Source organism: Nicoliella sp. ESL1113, from assembly GCF_058509245.1.
The window spans coordinates 706,656-724,203 of sequence record NZ_CP196387.1 but is presented as its reverse complement, the minus strand read 5'-3'; the positions used below and the strand labels follow the sequence as shown (position 1 = coordinate 724,203).

At 36.8% G+C, this 17,548-nt stretch carries 18 protein-coding genes; 2 read left to right on the top strand and 16 right to left on the bottom strand.

All coding sequences use genetic code 11. The features are described from left to right. Positions 1 to 93 precede the first annotated feature (93 nt). From ACSYTJ_RS03140 to ACSYTJ_RS03080, 13 genes are all read right to left on the bottom strand, one after another. Positions 94 to 4,419 (bottom strand): PolC-type DNA polymerase III, encoded by a 4,326-nt coding sequence (locus tag ACSYTJ_RS03140; RefSeq protein WP_491720095.1) that lies wholly within the window; start codon positions 4,417 to 4,419, stop codon positions 94 to 96. 62 nt (positions 4,420 to 4,481) lie between these two features. Next, entirely contained in the window at positions 4,482 to 6,191 is a 1,710-nt protein-coding gene (locus tag ACSYTJ_RS03135; RefSeq protein ID WP_491716171.1) for a proline--tRNA ligase, read from the bottom strand. Positions 6,192 to 6,213: 22 nt separating this feature from the next. Further along, the gene (gene rseP / locus ACSYTJ_RS03130) at positions 6,214 to 7,488 is read right to left on the bottom strand and encodes an RIP metalloprotease RseP (protein WP_491720094.1); all 1,275 of its coding nucleotides are present in this window, start codon (positions 7,486 to 7,488) and stop codon (positions 6,214 to 6,216) included. 18 nt (positions 7,489 to 7,506) lie between these two features. Then, positions 7,507 to 8,295 carry a phosphatidate cytidylyltransferase gene (locus ACSYTJ_RS03125; protein WP_491720093.1) on the bottom strand — a complete coding sequence of 263 codons (789 nt, stop codon included), beginning with the start codon at positions 8,293 to 8,295 and terminating at the stop codon, positions 7,507 to 7,509. Between the two features lie 10 nt (positions 8,296 to 8,305). Then, a complete protein-coding gene (uppS, locus tag ACSYTJ_RS03120) occupies positions 8,306 to 9,067 on the bottom strand; it encodes an undecaprenyl pyrophosphate synthase (protein ID WP_491716168.1) in 762 nt (253 codons plus the stop codon). Positions 9,068 to 9,175: 108 nt separating this feature from the next. Next, complete coding sequence (locus ACSYTJ_RS03115; protein WP_491716167.1) at positions 9,176 to 9,595, bottom strand: hypothetical protein; 420 nt, start codon at positions 9,593 to 9,595, stop codon at positions 9,176 to 9,178. Positions 9,596 to 9,627: 32 nt separating this feature from the next. Next, positions 9,628 to 10,191, bottom strand: a complete 564-nt coding sequence (gene frr, locus ACSYTJ_RS03110) for a ribosome recycling factor (RefSeq protein WP_491716166.1) — start codon at positions 10,189 to 10,191, stop codon at positions 9,628 to 9,630. A 3-nt stretch (positions 10,192 to 10,194) separates the two neighbouring features. Next, on the bottom strand, positions 10,195 to 10,917 hold the full coding sequence (pyrH, locus tag ACSYTJ_RS03105; protein WP_491716165.1) for a UMP kinase: 723 nt from the start codon (positions 10,915 to 10,917) through the stop codon (positions 10,195 to 10,197). 158 nt (positions 10,918 to 11,075) lie between these two features. Beyond that, positions 11,076 to 11,954: a translation elongation factor Ts gene (gene tsf / locus ACSYTJ_RS03100; protein WP_491716164.1), complete on the bottom strand. Its 879-nt coding sequence runs from the start codon at positions 11,952 to 11,954 to the stop codon at positions 11,076 to 11,078. An 88-nt stretch (positions 11,955 to 12,042) separates the two neighbouring features. Continuing rightward, positions 12,043 to 12,801, bottom strand: a complete 759-nt coding sequence (gene rpsB, locus ACSYTJ_RS03095; RefSeq protein WP_491716163.1) for a 30S ribosomal protein S2 — start codon at positions 12,799 to 12,801, stop codon at positions 12,043 to 12,045. 156 nt (positions 12,802 to 12,957) lie between these two features. After that, on the bottom strand, positions 12,958 to 13,956 hold the full coding sequence (locus ACSYTJ_RS03090; RefSeq protein ID WP_491720092.1) for a D-2-hydroxyacid dehydrogenase: 999 nt from the start codon (positions 13,954 to 13,956) through the stop codon (positions 12,958 to 12,960). 64 nt (positions 13,957 to 14,020) lie between these two features. After that, complete coding sequence (locus tag ACSYTJ_RS03085; protein ID WP_491720091.1) at positions 14,021 to 14,296, bottom strand: GIY-YIG nuclease family protein; 276 nt, start codon at positions 14,294 to 14,296, stop codon at positions 14,021 to 14,023. Beyond that, the gene (locus tag ACSYTJ_RS03080; protein WP_491720090.1) at positions 14,286 to 15,038 is read right to left on the bottom strand and encodes a tRNA1(Val) (adenine(37)-N6)-methyltransferase; all 753 of its coding nucleotides are present in this window, start codon (positions 15,036 to 15,038) and stop codon (positions 14,286 to 14,288) included. The genes ACSYTJ_RS03085 and ACSYTJ_RS03080 overlap by 11 nt, the downstream gene beginning before the upstream one ends. A 91-nt stretch (positions 15,039 to 15,129) precedes the next feature. On the opposite strand from ACSYTJ_RS03080, the gene ACSYTJ_RS03075 reads away from it, so the two are divergent. Continuing rightward, the gene (locus ACSYTJ_RS03075) at positions 15,130 to 15,750 is read left to right on the top strand and encodes a lysophospholipid acyltransferase family protein (RefSeq protein WP_491716159.1); all 621 of its coding nucleotides are present in this window, start codon (positions 15,130 to 15,132) and stop codon (positions 15,748 to 15,750) included. Positions 15,751 to 15,792: 42 nt separating this feature from the next. Here the strand turns inward: ACSYTJ_RS03075 and ACSYTJ_RS03070 are convergent, their stop codons facing one another. Both ACSYTJ_RS03070 and ACSYTJ_RS03065 read right to left on the bottom strand, forming a co-directional pair. Next, complete coding sequence (locus ACSYTJ_RS03070; RefSeq protein ID WP_491716158.1) at positions 15,793 to 16,008, bottom strand: YneF family protein; 216 nt, start codon at positions 16,006 to 16,008, stop codon at positions 15,793 to 15,795. 75 nt (positions 16,009 to 16,083) lie between these two features. Beyond that, positions 16,084 to 16,335 carry a DUF896 domain-containing protein gene (locus ACSYTJ_RS03065; RefSeq protein ID WP_491716157.1) on the bottom strand — a complete coding sequence of 84 codons (252 nt, stop codon included), beginning with the start codon at positions 16,333 to 16,335 and terminating at the stop codon, positions 16,084 to 16,086. Positions 16,336 to 16,481: 146 nt separating this feature from the next. On the opposite strand from ACSYTJ_RS03065, the gene lexA reads away from it, so the two are divergent. Next, on the top strand, positions 16,482 to 17,108 hold the full coding sequence (gene lexA / locus ACSYTJ_RS03060; RefSeq protein WP_491717291.1) for a transcriptional repressor LexA: 627 nt from the start codon (positions 16,482 to 16,484) through the stop codon (positions 17,106 to 17,108). Here the strand turns inward: lexA and ACSYTJ_RS03055 are convergent. Further along, positions 17,105 to 17,545 carry a nucleoside 2-deoxyribosyltransferase gene (locus ACSYTJ_RS03055; protein ID WP_491716156.1) on the bottom strand — a complete coding sequence of 147 codons (441 nt, stop codon included), beginning with the start codon at positions 17,543 to 17,545 and terminating at the stop codon, positions 17,105 to 17,107. The genes lexA and ACSYTJ_RS03055 overlap by 4 nt on opposite strands. Positions 17,546 to 17,548: the final 3 nt, after the last annotated feature.

The following is a 17,548-nucleotide window of genomic DNA, read 5'->3' as shown; positions in this document are numbered from 1 at the left end:
AATCCAATAAAAAGAGTGAGCATCCCTGCTCACTCCTTTAAACGAGTATTAATTACTAGTAGTAATATACCATAAGTTAGGATTAAACTCAAATCATAGCATGTCGAATAGGCTCAACTGATTTTCATCTGGCAAGCCTTTCAACACTCCATTTTCATCCATAAATTCAATGATCTTTTTAGAAACCTTGCCACGTTTAGCCAGGTCTTCCTTGGATAAGAACGATTTGTCTTCTCTAGCAGCCACGATTTGTTTTGCAACGTTCAACCCAAGCCCTGGAATCGCCCGAAATGGTGCTAATAGCTTATTTCCTTCAATAATCCATTTTTCAGCATCAGAACGCTTTAAATCGATCATTTCAAACTCAAACCCACGTTCTAACATTTCGTTGGCTAATTCTAAGACCGTTAACAAGTTCTTATCCTTAGCAGATGCTTCGTTGCCTTGATCTTGGATCGTTTTCATCGCTTCTTTGACAGACTCTTTTCCGCTTGCCATGGCAACTACATCAAAATCATCAGCTCGAATCGAGAAATAAGCAGCATAGTAAACGATTGGGAAGTACACCTTAAAGTATGCTACCCGCAGGGCCATTAGAACGTAAGCTGCGGCATGGGCACGAGGGAACATATACTTAATTTTTAAACAAGATTGAATGTACCATTCTGGAATTTTGGCTGCGTTCATCTCTTTACGCCATTCATCCTTAATTCCACGACCCTTCCGAACTGATTCCATGATTTGGAAAGCCGTTTCAGAATCAAGACCCCAGTTAATTAAATCAGTCATGATATTATCACGACAACCAATTACGTTAGCGATCGTTGCAGTCCCGTCCTTAATAATCTCATCAGCATTTCCTAGCCAAACATCGGTCCCATGGGATAAACCAGAAATTTGCAGAAGTTGCGAATAGTTTTGCGGGTGGGTCTGTTCTAACATCCCCCGTACGAACTTCGTCCCAAATTCAGGCACCCCTAATGTCCCCGTTTTGGATTGAATTTGTTCCGAGGTCACACCTAATACGTCCGTTCCTGAAAAAATTGACATAACTCCTTGATCATCCATTGGAATCGTTTGTGGATCAATTCCAGAAAGGTCTTGAAGTGCTCTGATCATGGTCGGATCATCATGTCCCAAAATATCCATTTTGAGGATGTTATCATGAATGGAATGGAAATCAAAGTGCGTCGTTTCCCATTCGGCTTTTTGATCATTGGCGGGATATTGGATGGGAGTAAAGTCATAAATATCCATATCGCTCGGCACAATAATGATTCCAGCTGGATGTTGACCAGTAGTCCTTTTCACCCCGACATCGCCTTGGGCCAGTCGATCGATTTCAGCAGAACGAATATTTTGTTCAGTATCGCGTTCATAAGCCTTTACGTAACCATAGGCTGTCTTATCAGCAACCGTTCCAATCGTTCCAGCACGGTAAACATTGTCTTCACCGAACAACACCTTCATGTAGTTATGAGCGATTGGTTGATAATCACCTGAGAAGTTCAAATCAATATCTGGAACCTTGTTTCCCTTAAACCCTAGGAACGTTTCAAATGGAATGTTTTGCCCATCACCGATCATTTCAGTTCCACACTTCGGACAATTTTTACGTGGTAAATCGTATCCAGAAGCATATTCACCCTTCGTATAGAAATGAGAATATCTACATTTAGGGCAACGGTAATGTGGTGGCAATGGGTTCACTTCAGTAATCCCAGCCATTGTAGCAACCAAACTAGACCCAACGGACCCACGAGAACCAACTAAATAACCATCCTTATTACTTTTGAACACCAGTTTTTGGGCAATTAAATAAATGACTGAGAATCCATGGCTAATGATACTATCTAATTCTCGATCAACTCGCTTTTTAACTAAATCAGGCAGCGGGTCGCCATAATAATCAAAGGCTCTGTTGTAGGTAAGTTTTTTTATCTCATCTTCCGCCCCATCAATATGTGGGGTATATAACTTATCCTTAACAGGCTTGATATCATCATCGATCATATCAGCAATTAAATTAGAATTTTTAACCACAATTTGATTGGCTACTTCATCGCCAAGATAGCTAAAGTCATTCAACATTTCATCAGTTGATAAGAAATGGACTTCAGGAAGCTTTTGCCTACTAAGTGGGTTGGCTCCACCTTGAGAATGAATCAAAATTTTACGATAGATGTATTCGTGAGGGTCTACGTAATGGGCATCACCAGTTGCAACCACTGGTTTATCCAATTCTTGTCCTAAGGCAACCATATTGTTGATGATTTCATGTAAATGCGCTTGATCATGAATAAATTGAGAATCAATCAATGGTTGATAATTAGCTTGTGGTTGAACCTCCAAGTAATCATAAAATTGAGCCTTTTGACGTGCTTCTTCCATTCCCTTTTGGACCATGGCGGTAAAAACTTCACCAGAAGCACATGCTGAACCAACTAAAATTCCCTCCCGATATTTAACTAATACGCTACGCGGAATCCGTGGAACCCGATAAAAATATTCTACGTTAGATAACGAAACTAGTTTGAAGAGGTTTTTCAATCCGAATTGAGTTTTAGCCAGCAGGGTGACATGAAACGGTCGAGCGTGTTTATAAGCACTATGCTCTGTCATATGATCATTTAATTGATCTTGATATTTAATTCCATATCGATCTTCAGCCGTCTTTAAGAAAATATAATTTAAATGGCCTGTACTTTCCGCATCGTATACCGCACGATGATGATGTTCCAAGCTAACATCAAATTTTTTCGCAAGGGTATTTAAACGGTAACTCTTTAAGTTAGGATACAAAAAACGTGCTAACGGCAACGTATCAATAATTGGATTAGTAATTTTACTCATTCCATAGCGTTCGTATCCAGCATTCATAAAGCCCACATCGAAGGTTACGTTATGCCCAACTACAATTGCATCTCCGCAGAATTCCCGAAACATCTTTAAAACCGTTTCTTCACTTTTGGAACCCTTTACCATGTCATCAGTAATGGATGTTAAATTAGTTGTAAATTCACTTAAATGGAACCCTGGATCAATAAACTCTTCAAATTGAGCAGTAACGTTATTATGAACCATTTTAACAGCAGAAACTTCAATAATCTTATCATAAATTGCTGATAATCCTGTCGTTTCAATATCAAACACAACATAAGTTGCGGTCTTTAAATCGCGATGGTCGTTATTAAACCCGATTTCCATTCCATCATCAACAACGTTAGCTTCTACACCGTAAATCATTTTCAAATCGTTATTTTCACCAGCACTATATGCTGATGGAAAGCCTTGTAATGCAGAATGGTCCGTAATTGCCAATGCCTTGTGACCCCATTGTTTAGCCCGTTTGGCAAATGCATCGATCCCATCGATGGCATCCATTTGACTCATATTGGTGTGTAGATGCAATTCAACCCGCTTATCCTTAGCAGTATCTTGTCTTTCTTGATGGGTCGTCGTATTAATATCGTACGGATTCATGGTTAATTCATGCGTATAATTATCCTCTTGAACGCTACCACGGAGTTTTAGCCAGCCACCCTTTTGAATTGCTTCAAATTGAGCTTCATCCTGTTCGTTACGGGAGAATTTCTTAACTACGATTGATGAACTGAAGTCGGTCACCTTAAAAATCAATAACTGCCGACCAGAACGTAGTGAACGAACTTCTTTATCAAAAACAAAACCATTCAAGACAACTGATCGTTCCTCTTGAACAATATCAATTAACTTAGTGACATCAGCATCATCACTAATTAATTTACCAAAAATAACGGGGCCGTTTGTAATGGGAGCATTTTTAGCTTTGCTTTCACGATTTGCATTCGCTTTTTTTATGGCAGCAATAGCCTTTTTAGTAATCTCGGCATCCCGTTTTTCCCTTATATTTTTGATTTCTCTAATTTTAGATTGCGTCTCACTTTGATTAACAAAAGTATTGATCATAAACTTAGGAAATCCACACATCGCATAACATTCTTCAATTTTACCCAATGCATGGTCAATCAAAAAGGTTTTGAGTTCTTCATTTTCTACAACCAAATTGACACGATCATCATTAACGCTTGGCACACTAGTATCACAAATTTGTTTTGCCATCATGGAATTCAAGTTGCTATTATTAACGACCCAATTCCAGTATTCCTTAACTAAATGGTTATCTAATTTTGGTCGATCAACTTGAATCTCAAAACTAACGTTCACTAATGATTCAAAGGTCGTAAAAAGGCGATGGATAAAGTCATTAAAAACTTGAAATGGTAATTGTTCTAAGAAATGAAATTTAAAATGCCATTCCCTACTCTTTTTATGAACCACTAATTGGGTAATTTCAGCATTTTTAAAACATTCATCATCTCTATGGGCATTCATTTCTAGCTGACTTAGTAATTGATTAAATAATTCATGATTATTCAATTGATTGAACTCCCTTCTATTAAGATTAAAAAAGGACTGAAAAACAGCCCTCTCTTAATAATTTAATTCAATTCTTTTTGTAAAATTCCAATTGTACTAATAAGTTCGGCTTTTTTAACCTCTAGGGTTTCACCAGTTTTTCTAATCTTAATTTCAACGATTCCATCACTAGCTTTCTTACCGACGGTTACTCTAATTGGGATCCCAATCAAATCTGAATCAGCAAACTTAACACCAGCGCGTTCCTTACGATCGTCGTTTAATACATCATAACCAGCAGTGGTTAAATCAGTTTCAATTTCATTAGCAAGGTCCATTTGATCAGCTTTTTTGGCGTTAACTGGAATAACATGAATATCAAATGGTGCAATTGAAGTTGGCCACACTAGTCCATCTTCATCGGCTTGTTGTTCAGAAACAGCTGATAATAAACGGCTGACCCCAATTCCGTAAGAACCCATAATAATTGGTTTTTTACGGCCATTTGCATCTAAAACATCTGCTCCTAAAATTTTAGAATATCGCGTCCCTAACTTGAAAACATGTCCAATTTCAATTCCCTTTGTAAATTGTAATTTTTCTGAACCATCAGGGGATAAATCACCCTTTTGAACGACCCTAAAGTCATCATAAGCACTGACCTTAAAATCACGATCAGGATTAACGTTAACGTAATCATAGCCATCTTCATTCGCACCGACAACGGTATTAACCATGTCCTTAACATATTGATCAGCTAACACTTTCACATCGTCAGAAACCCCAATTGGCCCTACATAACCAGCAGGCGCTCCCATAAATTTCAGAACTTGTTCCTCATTAGCAACGTCTAAGAAATCAGCACCTAGATAGTTCTTGAGCTTAACATCATTTACTTCATGATCGCCTCTAACCATTACTAATACGGGACTTTCATCAGCGATGAATAATACGCTCTTAATGATTTGACTTGGCTTTACGGATAAGAAAGTGGCTAACTTTTCAATCGTCTTAGTGTCTGGAGTCGCCTTTTTTTCTAATTCAAGTGGTTGTTCATCAGACTTACTAGGGATATATGCACACTTTGCCATTTCAATATTAGCAGCATAGTCACCATTATCTGAATATACGATCGTATCTTCACCAACGGCAGCTGGGGCAGAAAATTCAATTGAATCTGAGCCACCCATTGCACCACCATCACCAATGATCATTCGATAATCAAGACCAATTTCGTCGAAAATTTGGCAGTAAGCTTTTTCCATATCATGATAAACCTTATCTAATCCTTCATCGTCAACAGTAAAGGAATAAGCATCCTTCATAATGAATTCACGACCACGAAGCAATCCATATCTAGGACGATCTTCATCCCGATATTTAGACTGAATTTGATAAAGGACCAGTGGTAATTTTTTATAAGAATCGACCGAGTTCTTTAATAGCTCGGTGAACGTTTCCTCGTGAGTAGGGCCCAAGATAAAGTCAGTATCATGACGATTCTTAAACTTAAATAATTCTGGCCCGTAGGTATCATAACGACCGGAATCCTTCCATAGTTTAGCTGGTAAAACATCCGGCATTAACATTTCATTAGCATTAGTAGCATCCATATGCTTACGAATGATCGCTTCAATTTTAGTGATTACTCGATAAGCAAGTGGTAAATACGCATACATTCCAGCAGATACCTGTCTAATGTACCCTGCTCTAAGCATCATTTGATGACTAAGTGCTTCCGCACCATTGGGAACTTCCTTCAGGGTTGGAATCAGCATCGCAGATTGTTTCATTTAAAACACCTCTAAATAAGATTTAATGGATAAAGAATCTTTCAATATCATTCCATGTAACTAGAATCATTAAAATAATCATAAACGCAAAACCAATAAGTGTAATCGTTGTTTCAACTTTTTCTGAAAGTGGTTTTCGACGAATTACCTCAACAATATTCATAACAATTTTACCACCATCTAAGGCAGGAATTGGCAATAAATTCATAATTGCTAAATTAATTGATAGAAAAGCAATAAAATAAATGATTCCCCCAATTCCTAGTTGAGCAGCCTGAGAGGTATTAGCAAAAATTGCGACCGGACCACCCAAGTCATTTAACGAAAAGTGGCCTGTGATCATTGTCCAAATTGAAGATAATAACGATTTAGCAGTATCGTAAGTTTGGGTAAATCCTGATAACAGCATTGCAGAAAAATTAGAATTTGAACTTCTTTGAATCCCAATTTCAGCAGTTTTCTTGCCATTTTGTGAAACCACCTTAGGCTTTAAAGTGATATTCTTGGTTTGATTGCCCCGTTCAATGGTTAAGTTTAAATCATCTCCATTTGCCTTACTAGCAATTGTCGATGCTAACGATTGCCAGTTATTAGTGCTGACACCGTTAACCTTTGTGATTTCATCGCCATTCTTAATTCCAGCATCACGAGCAACATTAACGTTATCAGCTAATTTAATTTGATTGGAATTATTTAAAACGCCACCTTGTACAAAAGAAAAAATCGTATAAGCAACGATTGCTAATAAGATATTACAAATAACCCCTGCGAAGTTAGTTGCCATGCGACGCCAAACGGTTGCGGATTGGACTTGAACGTCAAGTGGTGCAATCTGTAACTCCGTCCCGTCTTCTTCGATAACAACAGCATCGTGATCAACAGAATAACGTTTTACCTCTGATTCATTTCCATTTTCATAACCTTGAATCCACAATTCCTTTTCTAAATCGGCTTCGGTAACTACCAATGGAATTCCATTGAACAATGAATTTTTATTACTAGTATTAATTTTTTCTACAATTCCCTGATCATTTAGTTGCAAAGTAACCGTCATCCCAGGGCGTAGGCTTTCTTCATCATCGTATCCCCCAGCCATTCGAACGTAACCACCTAACGGCAAAATTCTAAGCGTGTAGGTAGTCCCGTTGTAACGGTGAGCAAATATTTTAGGACCCATTCCAATTGAAAATTCACGAACCATAATTCCACACTTTTTTGCAACAATAAAGTGGCCAAATTCATGAACAGAAACTAAGATCCCAAAAACAATAATGAATGCAATTATAGTTGTAAACATCGTTGTTCTCCTTTTCTTCTAAAAAATATTAAACAAATGCAGGATTGGTAGAACAAACAACAAGCTATCAAAACGGTCTAAGATTCCACCATGTCCCGGAAGAATTTTACCTGAATCCTTAACCCCATAATGACGTTTAAGTGCAGATTCCACTAAATCACCAAATTGACCGCCAATAGAAGCAATGATCGTAATTGCAATCATTGGCAATAGCGAGTAAAAATTTTGGGGGAAGAAAAATACGATCAACGTACATACGATCGTTGCAAGCAACGAACCCCCAATTGAACCTTCCCAGGTTTTATTCGGACTAATGTGCGGAGCAAGCTTATGCTTACCAAATTGTTTTCCAAAAATATAAGCCCCACTATCAGTAGTCCATACAATTAGTAATGCGTACAAGACTACGTTTAATCCCGTAGCCCTTGCAACGATTAAGTAATGGAAACCAATTCCAACATATATAAATGACAAAGCAGCAATTCCTACATCATCAAAATTGAACCGATTTTTAGTAAATACCATTCTTAATAATAACAACATTACAAATATGTAAATAATAAATGTAGGTGTTAAGTAGCTTGGCATTATATCCATCATTTTACTAGGGGCTAATATGAATAGTCCCCCTAAAAAGGAAATCGTTGATTCAGGTGAAACCAAAATCATCTTTTTCATTAATAATATCTCACTAATTGCAACTAATCCCATCGCAAAAACTAAGATATCAAATGGAATTCCACCAATTAATAGTAGTGGAATAAAAATGCATAACGCAACCACTGCAGTAATAACTCTTTGTTTCATCACTAACTCCTTATTTATTTTTAATTCCGCCAAATCGTCGATCACGACCCTGGAAATTTAAAATAGCATTTTTTAATGAATCAGCATTATAATCTGGCCATAAATCATTCGTAAAAATTAGTTCGCTATAAGCAATTTGCCAAAGCAAGAAATTTGAAATTCTTTGTTCACCACTGGTACGAATCAATAAATCAGGATCAGCATATTCACCTAACGAGCTAGTCATTAATTTCTGAGAAAAGAATTCAGAATCAATTTCATCAATTTCTACTTTACCACTTTGCACTGCTTTTGCAATTTTACGAGTAGCTAAAAGGATTTCGTCCCTTGATCCATAATTAAGTGCAAAGTTCAAAATCATTCCATTACAATCAGCGGTATCAGCAATCGCCTTTTGGACAACTTCTTGGGTCGATTGTGGCAATTGATCTAATTCCCCCATCACTTGAACTCGAACATTATTATCGATTAATTCAGGAACAAAACTACTAAAAAATTTACCAGGAAGACTCATTAAATAACTGACCTCTTCATCGGGCCGTTTCCAATTTTCAGTAGAAAAGGCGTATAGACTCAGCACTTTTACCCCTAATCGACTAGCAGTCTTAGTAATTGTTTTAACAGTTTCCATTCCCCTTTTATGACCTGCAATTCTAGGCAGGTGCCGCTTTTGAGCCCAACGGCCGTTCCCATCCATTATAATCGCAATATGATTAGGAATACGATTCATATCAAGTTCATCATTAGTAATACTTTCTTTTTTTCTGAACATAATTATTACTCCATCTAAAATCAAAATAAAGGATGAGTAGATACCCATCCTTTATATAATACATTATTTAATTAAAATTAACCACCGAATTAAATTCAGCTAATTTAATTAGTTTTCGTCTGGCCGTTGAATTAATCTCCATTCACCACGGTTACTTTCAATTAAAGTATTGAAGTATTGAAGTAACTTATTAGCTTCTTCTGCTTTGCGTTCACCAAGCATATTAAGTCCTTCACCAGTAGGAATTGGTTCTGATAAATCAGTGATTTCATTTCCATTTTCAATGGTTGCCTTTGAAAATGCAATGATCCAATCGTCTGCAATTAATTTTGAAACAACGATGAATAAGTTAAAACCATCTTCAACGTATGCAGGCATTACATAAATATCATCTTGTAATGGTTCCAATGGATTTCCAGCATAGTTCAAAAATTCAGTGTTTCCATTTACGATTGGTTGGTTCAATCTAAAAACCATGTTATTAAATTCTTTTGTTCCTGGTGTAATTTCTACGCTATCTTCAGCCATAAAGCATTTCTCCCTTATTAATTAATTTAGTATTAATTATTAGTGATTTCTTTTTCCTTATCACTAACAATCTTTTCAACACCACTGATTGAGTCATCGGTAATTTTTTGAACTTTATCTTCCAAGCTGTGAGCTTCATCATCAGTGAAGTCATCATTCTTGTTCCCCTTCTTCACCGCATCCATCGCTTCACGACGAACGTTTCGAACGGCAACCTTACTTTCTTCACCAACAGCCTTAACTTGTTTAGCCAGTTCCTGTCTTCTTTCCTCTGTTAATTGAGGAATTACTAATCTAATCACACTTCCATCATTAGCTGGGTTTAGTCCTAAATCAGCTTCAAAAATTCCCTTTTCAATGTCATCAAGGGCGCTTTTATCATATGGAGTGACCATAATTACCCGAGGTTCTGGAATTGAGATTGAGGCCACTTGGTTCACTGGCACTTCACTTCCATAATAACTAACTTTTACTCGGTTTAAAATACTAGCATTAGCGCGACCAGCTCTAATACTTGATAATTCTCGTTCAAGTACTTCTTGAGCCTTCTTCATCTTGGCCTTTGCACTATTTAAAATGTCATTCGAATTAGCCATTAATTAATTCTCCTTTACCGTTGTACCAATTTGTTGACCTAGTACAACTTTTTTAATATTCCCTGGCTTATTTAGATTAAATACAACCAATGGAATTTGATTATCCATCGCCAACGAGCTTGCGGTAGTATCCATTACGCTAAGCCCCTCGTTGATGATGTCCATATAGGTAAGTGTATCATACTTAACTGCATCTGGATTAATATTTGGATCGTCAGAATAAATTCCATCAACACCGTTTTTAGCCATTAAGATAGCATCTGCATGAATTTCTGCAGCTCGTAAAACAGAAGTTGTGTCAGTTGAGAAGTATGGATTTCCAGTTCCTCCAGCAAAGATAACGACGCGATTCTTTTCTAAGTGACGAACTGCTTTTCTTCTAATGTACGGTTCAGCAATTTGTCTCATTTCAATTGCAGTTTGGACGCGTGTAGGCACTCCAACTGCTTCTAGGTTATCTTGTAAAGATAGTCCATTCATAATGGTAGCAAGCATCCCGATATAATCAGCCTGTGCTCTTTCCATACCCATTTTTGATCCAGCTTCTCCACGCCACATATTACCGCCACCGACAACAATCGCGATTTGAATTCCCAAATCATAAATTTGTTTAATTTCCTTAGCCATTGACCGCATTACTGGTAAATTGATGCCAAAGCCCTGTTCACCTGCAAGGGCCTCACCACTAAGCTTTAAGATTATTCGCTTATATTTTAGGTCTGCCATTATTTTTCCTCCCCAAACTTTTATATCATGATAATTCTATCATAATATTTAAAATTGTGATAGCGTATATCACCTATCAAAAGTGGTTCTTAAACTGAATATAACATTTTTCACAAAAAAAGCGCTCAAAAGAGCGCAATTTTTATTAAATAATCTAATTATTTGATTTGACCATTTACTTCGTCAGCAAAGTTAGTTTCTTCAACTTCGATTCCTTCACCAACTTCGTATCTAGCAAAGCCCTTTAATTGAGCACCCTTGCTTTCAACAAATTTACCAACAGTTTGATCACTATCCATGATAAATTCTTGGTCAGCTAAACTAATTCCAGCAAGGAACTTGTTCAAACGACCTTCAACCATTTTTTCAACAATGTTTTCTGGCTTGCCTTCATTTAAGGCTTCCTTCTTAAGGACTTCACGTTCGTGATCCAAACGATCCTTAGGAACATCGTTTCTACTCATAAATTCTGGGTTAGCAGCAGCAACGTGCATTGCAACTTGCTTAGCAGTAGCATCATCACTACCTTCAAGTAAAACTAAAGCAGCAATTAAGCCACCATTGTGAAGGTAAGCACCAAAGTGTCCGTTAGCATCTTTTTCAAATACTTGGAAACGACGAAGAGAAACTTTTTCACCAGTAATTTGAGTAGTATGAATAATGCTTTCTTTGATACTACCATCTGGAGTAGATAATGCTAATGCATCATCCATATTAGCTGGCTTGTTAGCAGCAATCGTGTTTGCAATTAAATCAACTAATTTCTTGAAATCATCATTAGTTGCAACGAAGTCAGTTTCAGCATTAACTTCAACGATAGCAGCAGTATCACCATCAACAGCGATTTGTGCTAAACCGTTAGCAGCAACATTGCCACTCTTCTTTTCAGCCTTAGCAATTCCCTTTTCACGTAAGTAATCAAGGGCCTTCTTTTCATCACCATCTGAAGCAACTAATGCCTTCTTAGCATCCATCATTCCAACACTAGTCTTTTCACGTAATTGTTTAACTTGAGCAGCAGTAATCTTAGCAGCCATATTTATTTCTCCTTTTAGTTCATAATAAAAGCTGACCCAAACCTAGGCCTTAGCGGTCCAAAATTGAGTCAGCCCAAGTGCTTATTAATTATTCATTATCTTCTTTTGATTCTTCAGCATTGTCAGCGGAAGTAGCTTCAAAATCATTTTCGCTAACGCCTTCTTCACCTTGGTTACCTTCAATGATAGCATCAGCCATCTTAGAAGTAATCAAACGAACGGCACGAATAGCATCATCATTTGAAGGGATTACAACGTCAACAACGTCTGGATCTGAGTTAGTATCAACCATTGCAACGATTGGGATGTTTAAGATGTGAGCTTCGTGAACAGCAATTGCTTCCTTACGAGGATCAACAACAAATAAAACATCAGGAATCTTAGGCATATCTTCGATTCCGCCTAAGAAGTATTCTAACTTAGCCATCTTCTTGTTAAGAAGTGAAACTTCCTTCTTAGGAAGTAAGTCAAAAGTACCATCAGTAGACATCTTCTTTAACTTCTTAAGGTAAGCAATCCGCTTTTGGATCGTATCCCAGTTAGTTAAAGTTCCACCTAACCAACGGTGGTTAACGAAGTATTGGCCAGCACGAGTAGCTTCTTCTTCGATTGAGTTTTGAGCTTGCTTCTTAGTCCCAACAAAAAGTACAGTAGCACCCTTAGCAGCTTCATCCTTCATGAAATTGTAAGCAGAATCTACTAACTTAACAGTTTTTTGTAAGTCAATAATGTAAATTCCATTTCTTTCAGTAAAGATGTATTCTTTCATCTTAGGGTTCCAGCGACGAGTTTGGTGTCCAAAATGAACACCGGCTTCTAATAATTGTTTCATTGAAATAACAGCCATGATATTTCCTCCATAAATAAATAAGTTTTTTCCTCCCCAATGATCAACTAACTTTACAACCCATTTAAAATGAGCACTGGCAAAGTCATCACATTAGGTGTGAAATATTAACTATATAATTATACAAAATATAATTATAGAATGCAATCACCTATTTTATTTTTTTACGACTTTGTCTGAATTACCAGTGGTAATTAAAGCTAAGTTCGCATCAAGCGATGTGTTGACCATGCTATTAACAGCCGTCTTCGTGTAAAAAGCAATGTGGGGGGTAACTAAAACATTATCCCGTTTTAAAAGTTCCTTAACCCGTTCGTCTGGAATCGCATCGAAGCTTCCAAAATCAGCGTTAAATACACCCACTTCATTTTCATAAACATCCAACGCAGCGCCGCCGACCTTGCCACTATCAAGTGCTCTGATCAAAGCATCAGTATCGATCAATGTCCCCCGCGCAGGATTTAAAATAATGACGCCATCCTTCATTTGCGCAAACGTTTTATCATTTAACATGTGTTCATTTTCCTTGACAGCTGGTGCATGCAATGAAATAACGTCTGATTGACGATAGAGTTCATCTGGTGTGTCAACATAGATTCCCTCTTTATCTAATTCTGGGTTTTTGAAGATGTCATAAGCAATTACTTTCGCACCAAATCCCTTATAGATTTGAATAGCAGCACGACCAATTCGACCAGTTGCAAAGACTCCAACGGTTAATTGGTTTAATTCAGTTGCAATATTTGGAGCCCATTTTAAATTCCCGTGGGCAATTTTATTATTAAATACCTTCGTGTTCCTTAACAATTGCATTAACTGAGTAACTGTAAACTCAGCAATTGCTTGTGGAGAATAAGCAGGGACATTGGTTACCTTAATTTGATTGCGGTTAGCAGCTTCAAAGTCAACGTTATCGACCCCCACGTTGCGAAGCGATAATGCCTTGATGCCAAACGAACCTAATTGATCTAATACTTCAGCAGTATAAGGCGCTTGTTGGAATGCAACCACACCATTAAAACCTTGAGCCTTCTTCACAGATTCAGCATCCAAATTTCCACTTTCAATTTGGACATCAACGTCTGAATGATTGGATTCCCATTCACTAATAAACGGTTTTTCATCGTCACGTACTCCATAAACAATAATCTTCATTATCAAAGAAACCTCCTAAGTTTGTTATCTTAATTATTATACCATTCAATCAATCGCCATTATATTAAATCATTCTAACGTTGTGTTTTTTTAAATATTGTTCCTTGGCCTTTCGACTTTGATGCTTAAAGGCATACTCTGCTTTTAATGCTTCACTTTTGGTCCGAAACGATTCATGGTAGATCAATTCAACTGGCTGATGTGACTTGGTATATTTAGCTCCCTTGCCACTTTGATGTTGAGCCAATCGATGTTTTAAGTTGGTCGTATAGCCACCATAAAAAGAGCCATCCCCACACCTTAAAACATACATATAAAATCGTTCGGGACTATTCGCCATATAACACCTGGTTTATCATTTTAGTGTAATTATTAGAAGTGCCATCATAAACTATGATTGGCGGTTTAACCTTAAGTCCGCCTGGTTTACCATCCTTAATGCCAGAAACTAAAATCATATTCGAATCACGTCCGACCCGAGGATAAACGAATTGGATTTCCTTAGGGACGATGCGATTTGCCTGCATCTTATCCATTAGTTCTACCATACGGTCTGGACGATGAACAAAATAACAACGCCCATTGGTCTTCAAGAGCCCACTGGTCACTTTTAAAATCGTATTTAAATCCGTTTTGATTTCGTGTCTGGCAATCGCTAAGTATTGATTCGGATTTTTATGACTAGTATCAAGATCAGCAAAGTAAGGTGGGTTGCATAAAACCACATCAGTTGAATTTTTGGCAATTTGCTGATCGATTGCTTTTAAATCCGCATTATAAACTGTGAAACGAGCGTCCAAGTTATTTAAGGTCACACTTCTTTTAGCCATATCAGCTAACTTAGGCTGAATCTCCACTTCTACAAACTGGCCACGGGTTTTATGCGCAGCAAATAGACCGACCGCACCATTTCCAGCACACAGATCAACAACCTTAGTGTTAATCGACTTTGGGATCATTGCAAAATTTGCAAGTAAAATTGCATCAAGAGAAAATGCAAATACATTCGGGTTTTGAATTATTTTTATATTCTGACTGTCCAAATAATCAATTCGTTCATCAGCTTTTAGTTCAACTTCCAATTTTTTCAACTCCGCTTTAAAATTTTCTTGCAATTAAATATCATTATAGAATAATATTGAAATGATAAACGTTTTAGGAGGTTCACGCTTCATGTATTCATTTTTAAGGTTCATAACCAAAATCATTATTAAAATAGTTAATGGAAACATCAACATCATCGATAAAGACAAACTCCCTGACGGCAACTACATTCTTGTCGGCCCCCACAGAGCTTGGTTCGATATGATTATTTTTGCATTAGCAGCTAGTCCCAAAAAGTTTACATTTTTAGCTAAGAAAGAATTATTCAATAATTTCATTTTAGGATATATTTTAAATAAAGTAAACGCGGTCCCAGTTGATCGAGAAAATCCAGGGCCATCAGTAATCAAGAAACCAGTTAAAATATTAAAGAATACTGATTTATCGATCGTTATTTTTCCATCCGGTAGTCGTCATTCTGAAGATTTAAAGGCGGGGGCAGTTTTAATTGCTAAGCTTGCGAGCGTTCCCCTAGTCCCAGTTGTCTACCAAGGGCCGCTATCTTTCAAACGTTTATTTACTCGTAAACCGATTACGATTGCGTTCGGTGATCCAATTAAAATTGATCGCAAAGTAAAGATCAATGATGAACAACAAACCCAGTTTGAAAACCAAATGCAAGCCAGTTTTGATCAACTTGATCGTAAAATCGATCCAAACTTTAAGTATGTTGATATTTCCAAGAAATAAAAAAATAAGCAATAACAGCTATTCGACTGTTATTGCTTATTTTTATCCACGGTTTTTCATCGTGTTCATCATTTGTCGTAACTTCTTTTGTGAAGGTTTTTGACCCATTTGTTGCATCATGGCACTTAATTGATCTTCACTAATTGGTGGATTACTTTTTAAATAAGATTCCATATACTTACGAGCACCAAAGAAGCCAATTGCAACTCCTGCTATTAAGGCAATAATTACAATCAATATCCAAATTCCAGTTCCCATTAATTACACCTCCCGATAAAAATCTAATCATATTAATTTTACACAATTAATAATCATTTTAAAAGAGGTTAATCATTAATCGTCACGAAGTCCCTTGCCTCTTTGAATATCACGCACTTTTTTAGGCGTTACTTCTTTGCCCTCTTTATTATAAACTTTCATCATTTCAACTTGTGATCTAAAGTTTTCCTTGAATCGTTTTAAATATTGTTTTCTTAATTTTCCCTGTTCAACCTTTTCTAACTCGGTTAAACCCTTTGCTTTCGCTTTGTGAGCTAATTCATTAATTCTGGGAATAATTTTCATTAATTCTTTATCTTCAGCCATTTTATATTCCTCCCGTAAATCATTTATTATAGGTTACTCGTTTTTAACACGATATTCAAACAAAAGCAACCGAACATTTGTTTTACACCCGATATTTTTTATGCTAAGATATCGTTATAATTAGCGAAATTAGGAGGTGATGGGTAATCGCAAAAATAGAATCAAAACAAATTACAATTCTAAGGTTTATTTGGAAATCAATTCGAAACCAAGGGTATCCTCCTACTGTTCGTGAAATCTGTGAAGGAGTCAATCTTTCTTCCACATCAACAGTATATGGTCATATCACTAGATTACAAAAAAAGGGATTCCTAAAAAAGAATCCCACCAAAACCAGAGCATTGGAAATTACCGATCTGGGGCTTCGGGAACTAAATGTTAACGTTCGAACAAATGAAATGCCCTTATTAGGACAAGTTGCTGCTGGTGAACCAATTTTAGCATTTGAAAATGCAACCGAATATTTCCCAATTCCACCTGAATTTGAATCAATCTCAGATTCTTTATTCATGCTAACGATCAAAGGTACTAGCATGATTAACGCGGGGATTTTAAATCATGATCAAGTCATTGTTAAAAAACAATCAACTGCTGAAAATGGTGAAATCGTAATTGCAATGACCGAAGATAATGAGGCTACTTGCAAACGCTTCTATAAGGAAAAAGGTCATTATCGACTCCAACCAGAAAACGAAACCATGCGCCCAATTATTTTAGATCAAGTTACAATTCTTGGAAGGGTAATTGGTCTGTATCGTGCTAATATTAACTAAGTAAGCGGTCCCTCATATGGGATCGTTTTTAATTTGTCAAAATCATATTGTAAAATGTCATCAGCACTTTTGACATATGCAATTACACTATTAGAAATCATCAAGTTAACAATTCCATTTCCTTCATGCAAAACGATAATATCCTTACCAATATTAGTGGCATAACCGATTTCAAATGCAGTTCCGCTATCAACGAAGCCATCTTTAAAATCTAAAACTGCTACGATAACATCACTAGCTTCCAATTCATCAATATCTTTTTGGTACACTTTTTTCGCCCAACTTAAGCTCCCCACCTTTTCATCTGGAAAGTTGGCTGTGCGGGGACTAAAAAAATTGCTAATGGTTGGATTATTCGTAAGCGCCTCTTCAACCCGTTCAATTCTAGCAATTTGTTCATCATCAAAAAATGGTCCAGCTAAATATACTTTTTTCATTTC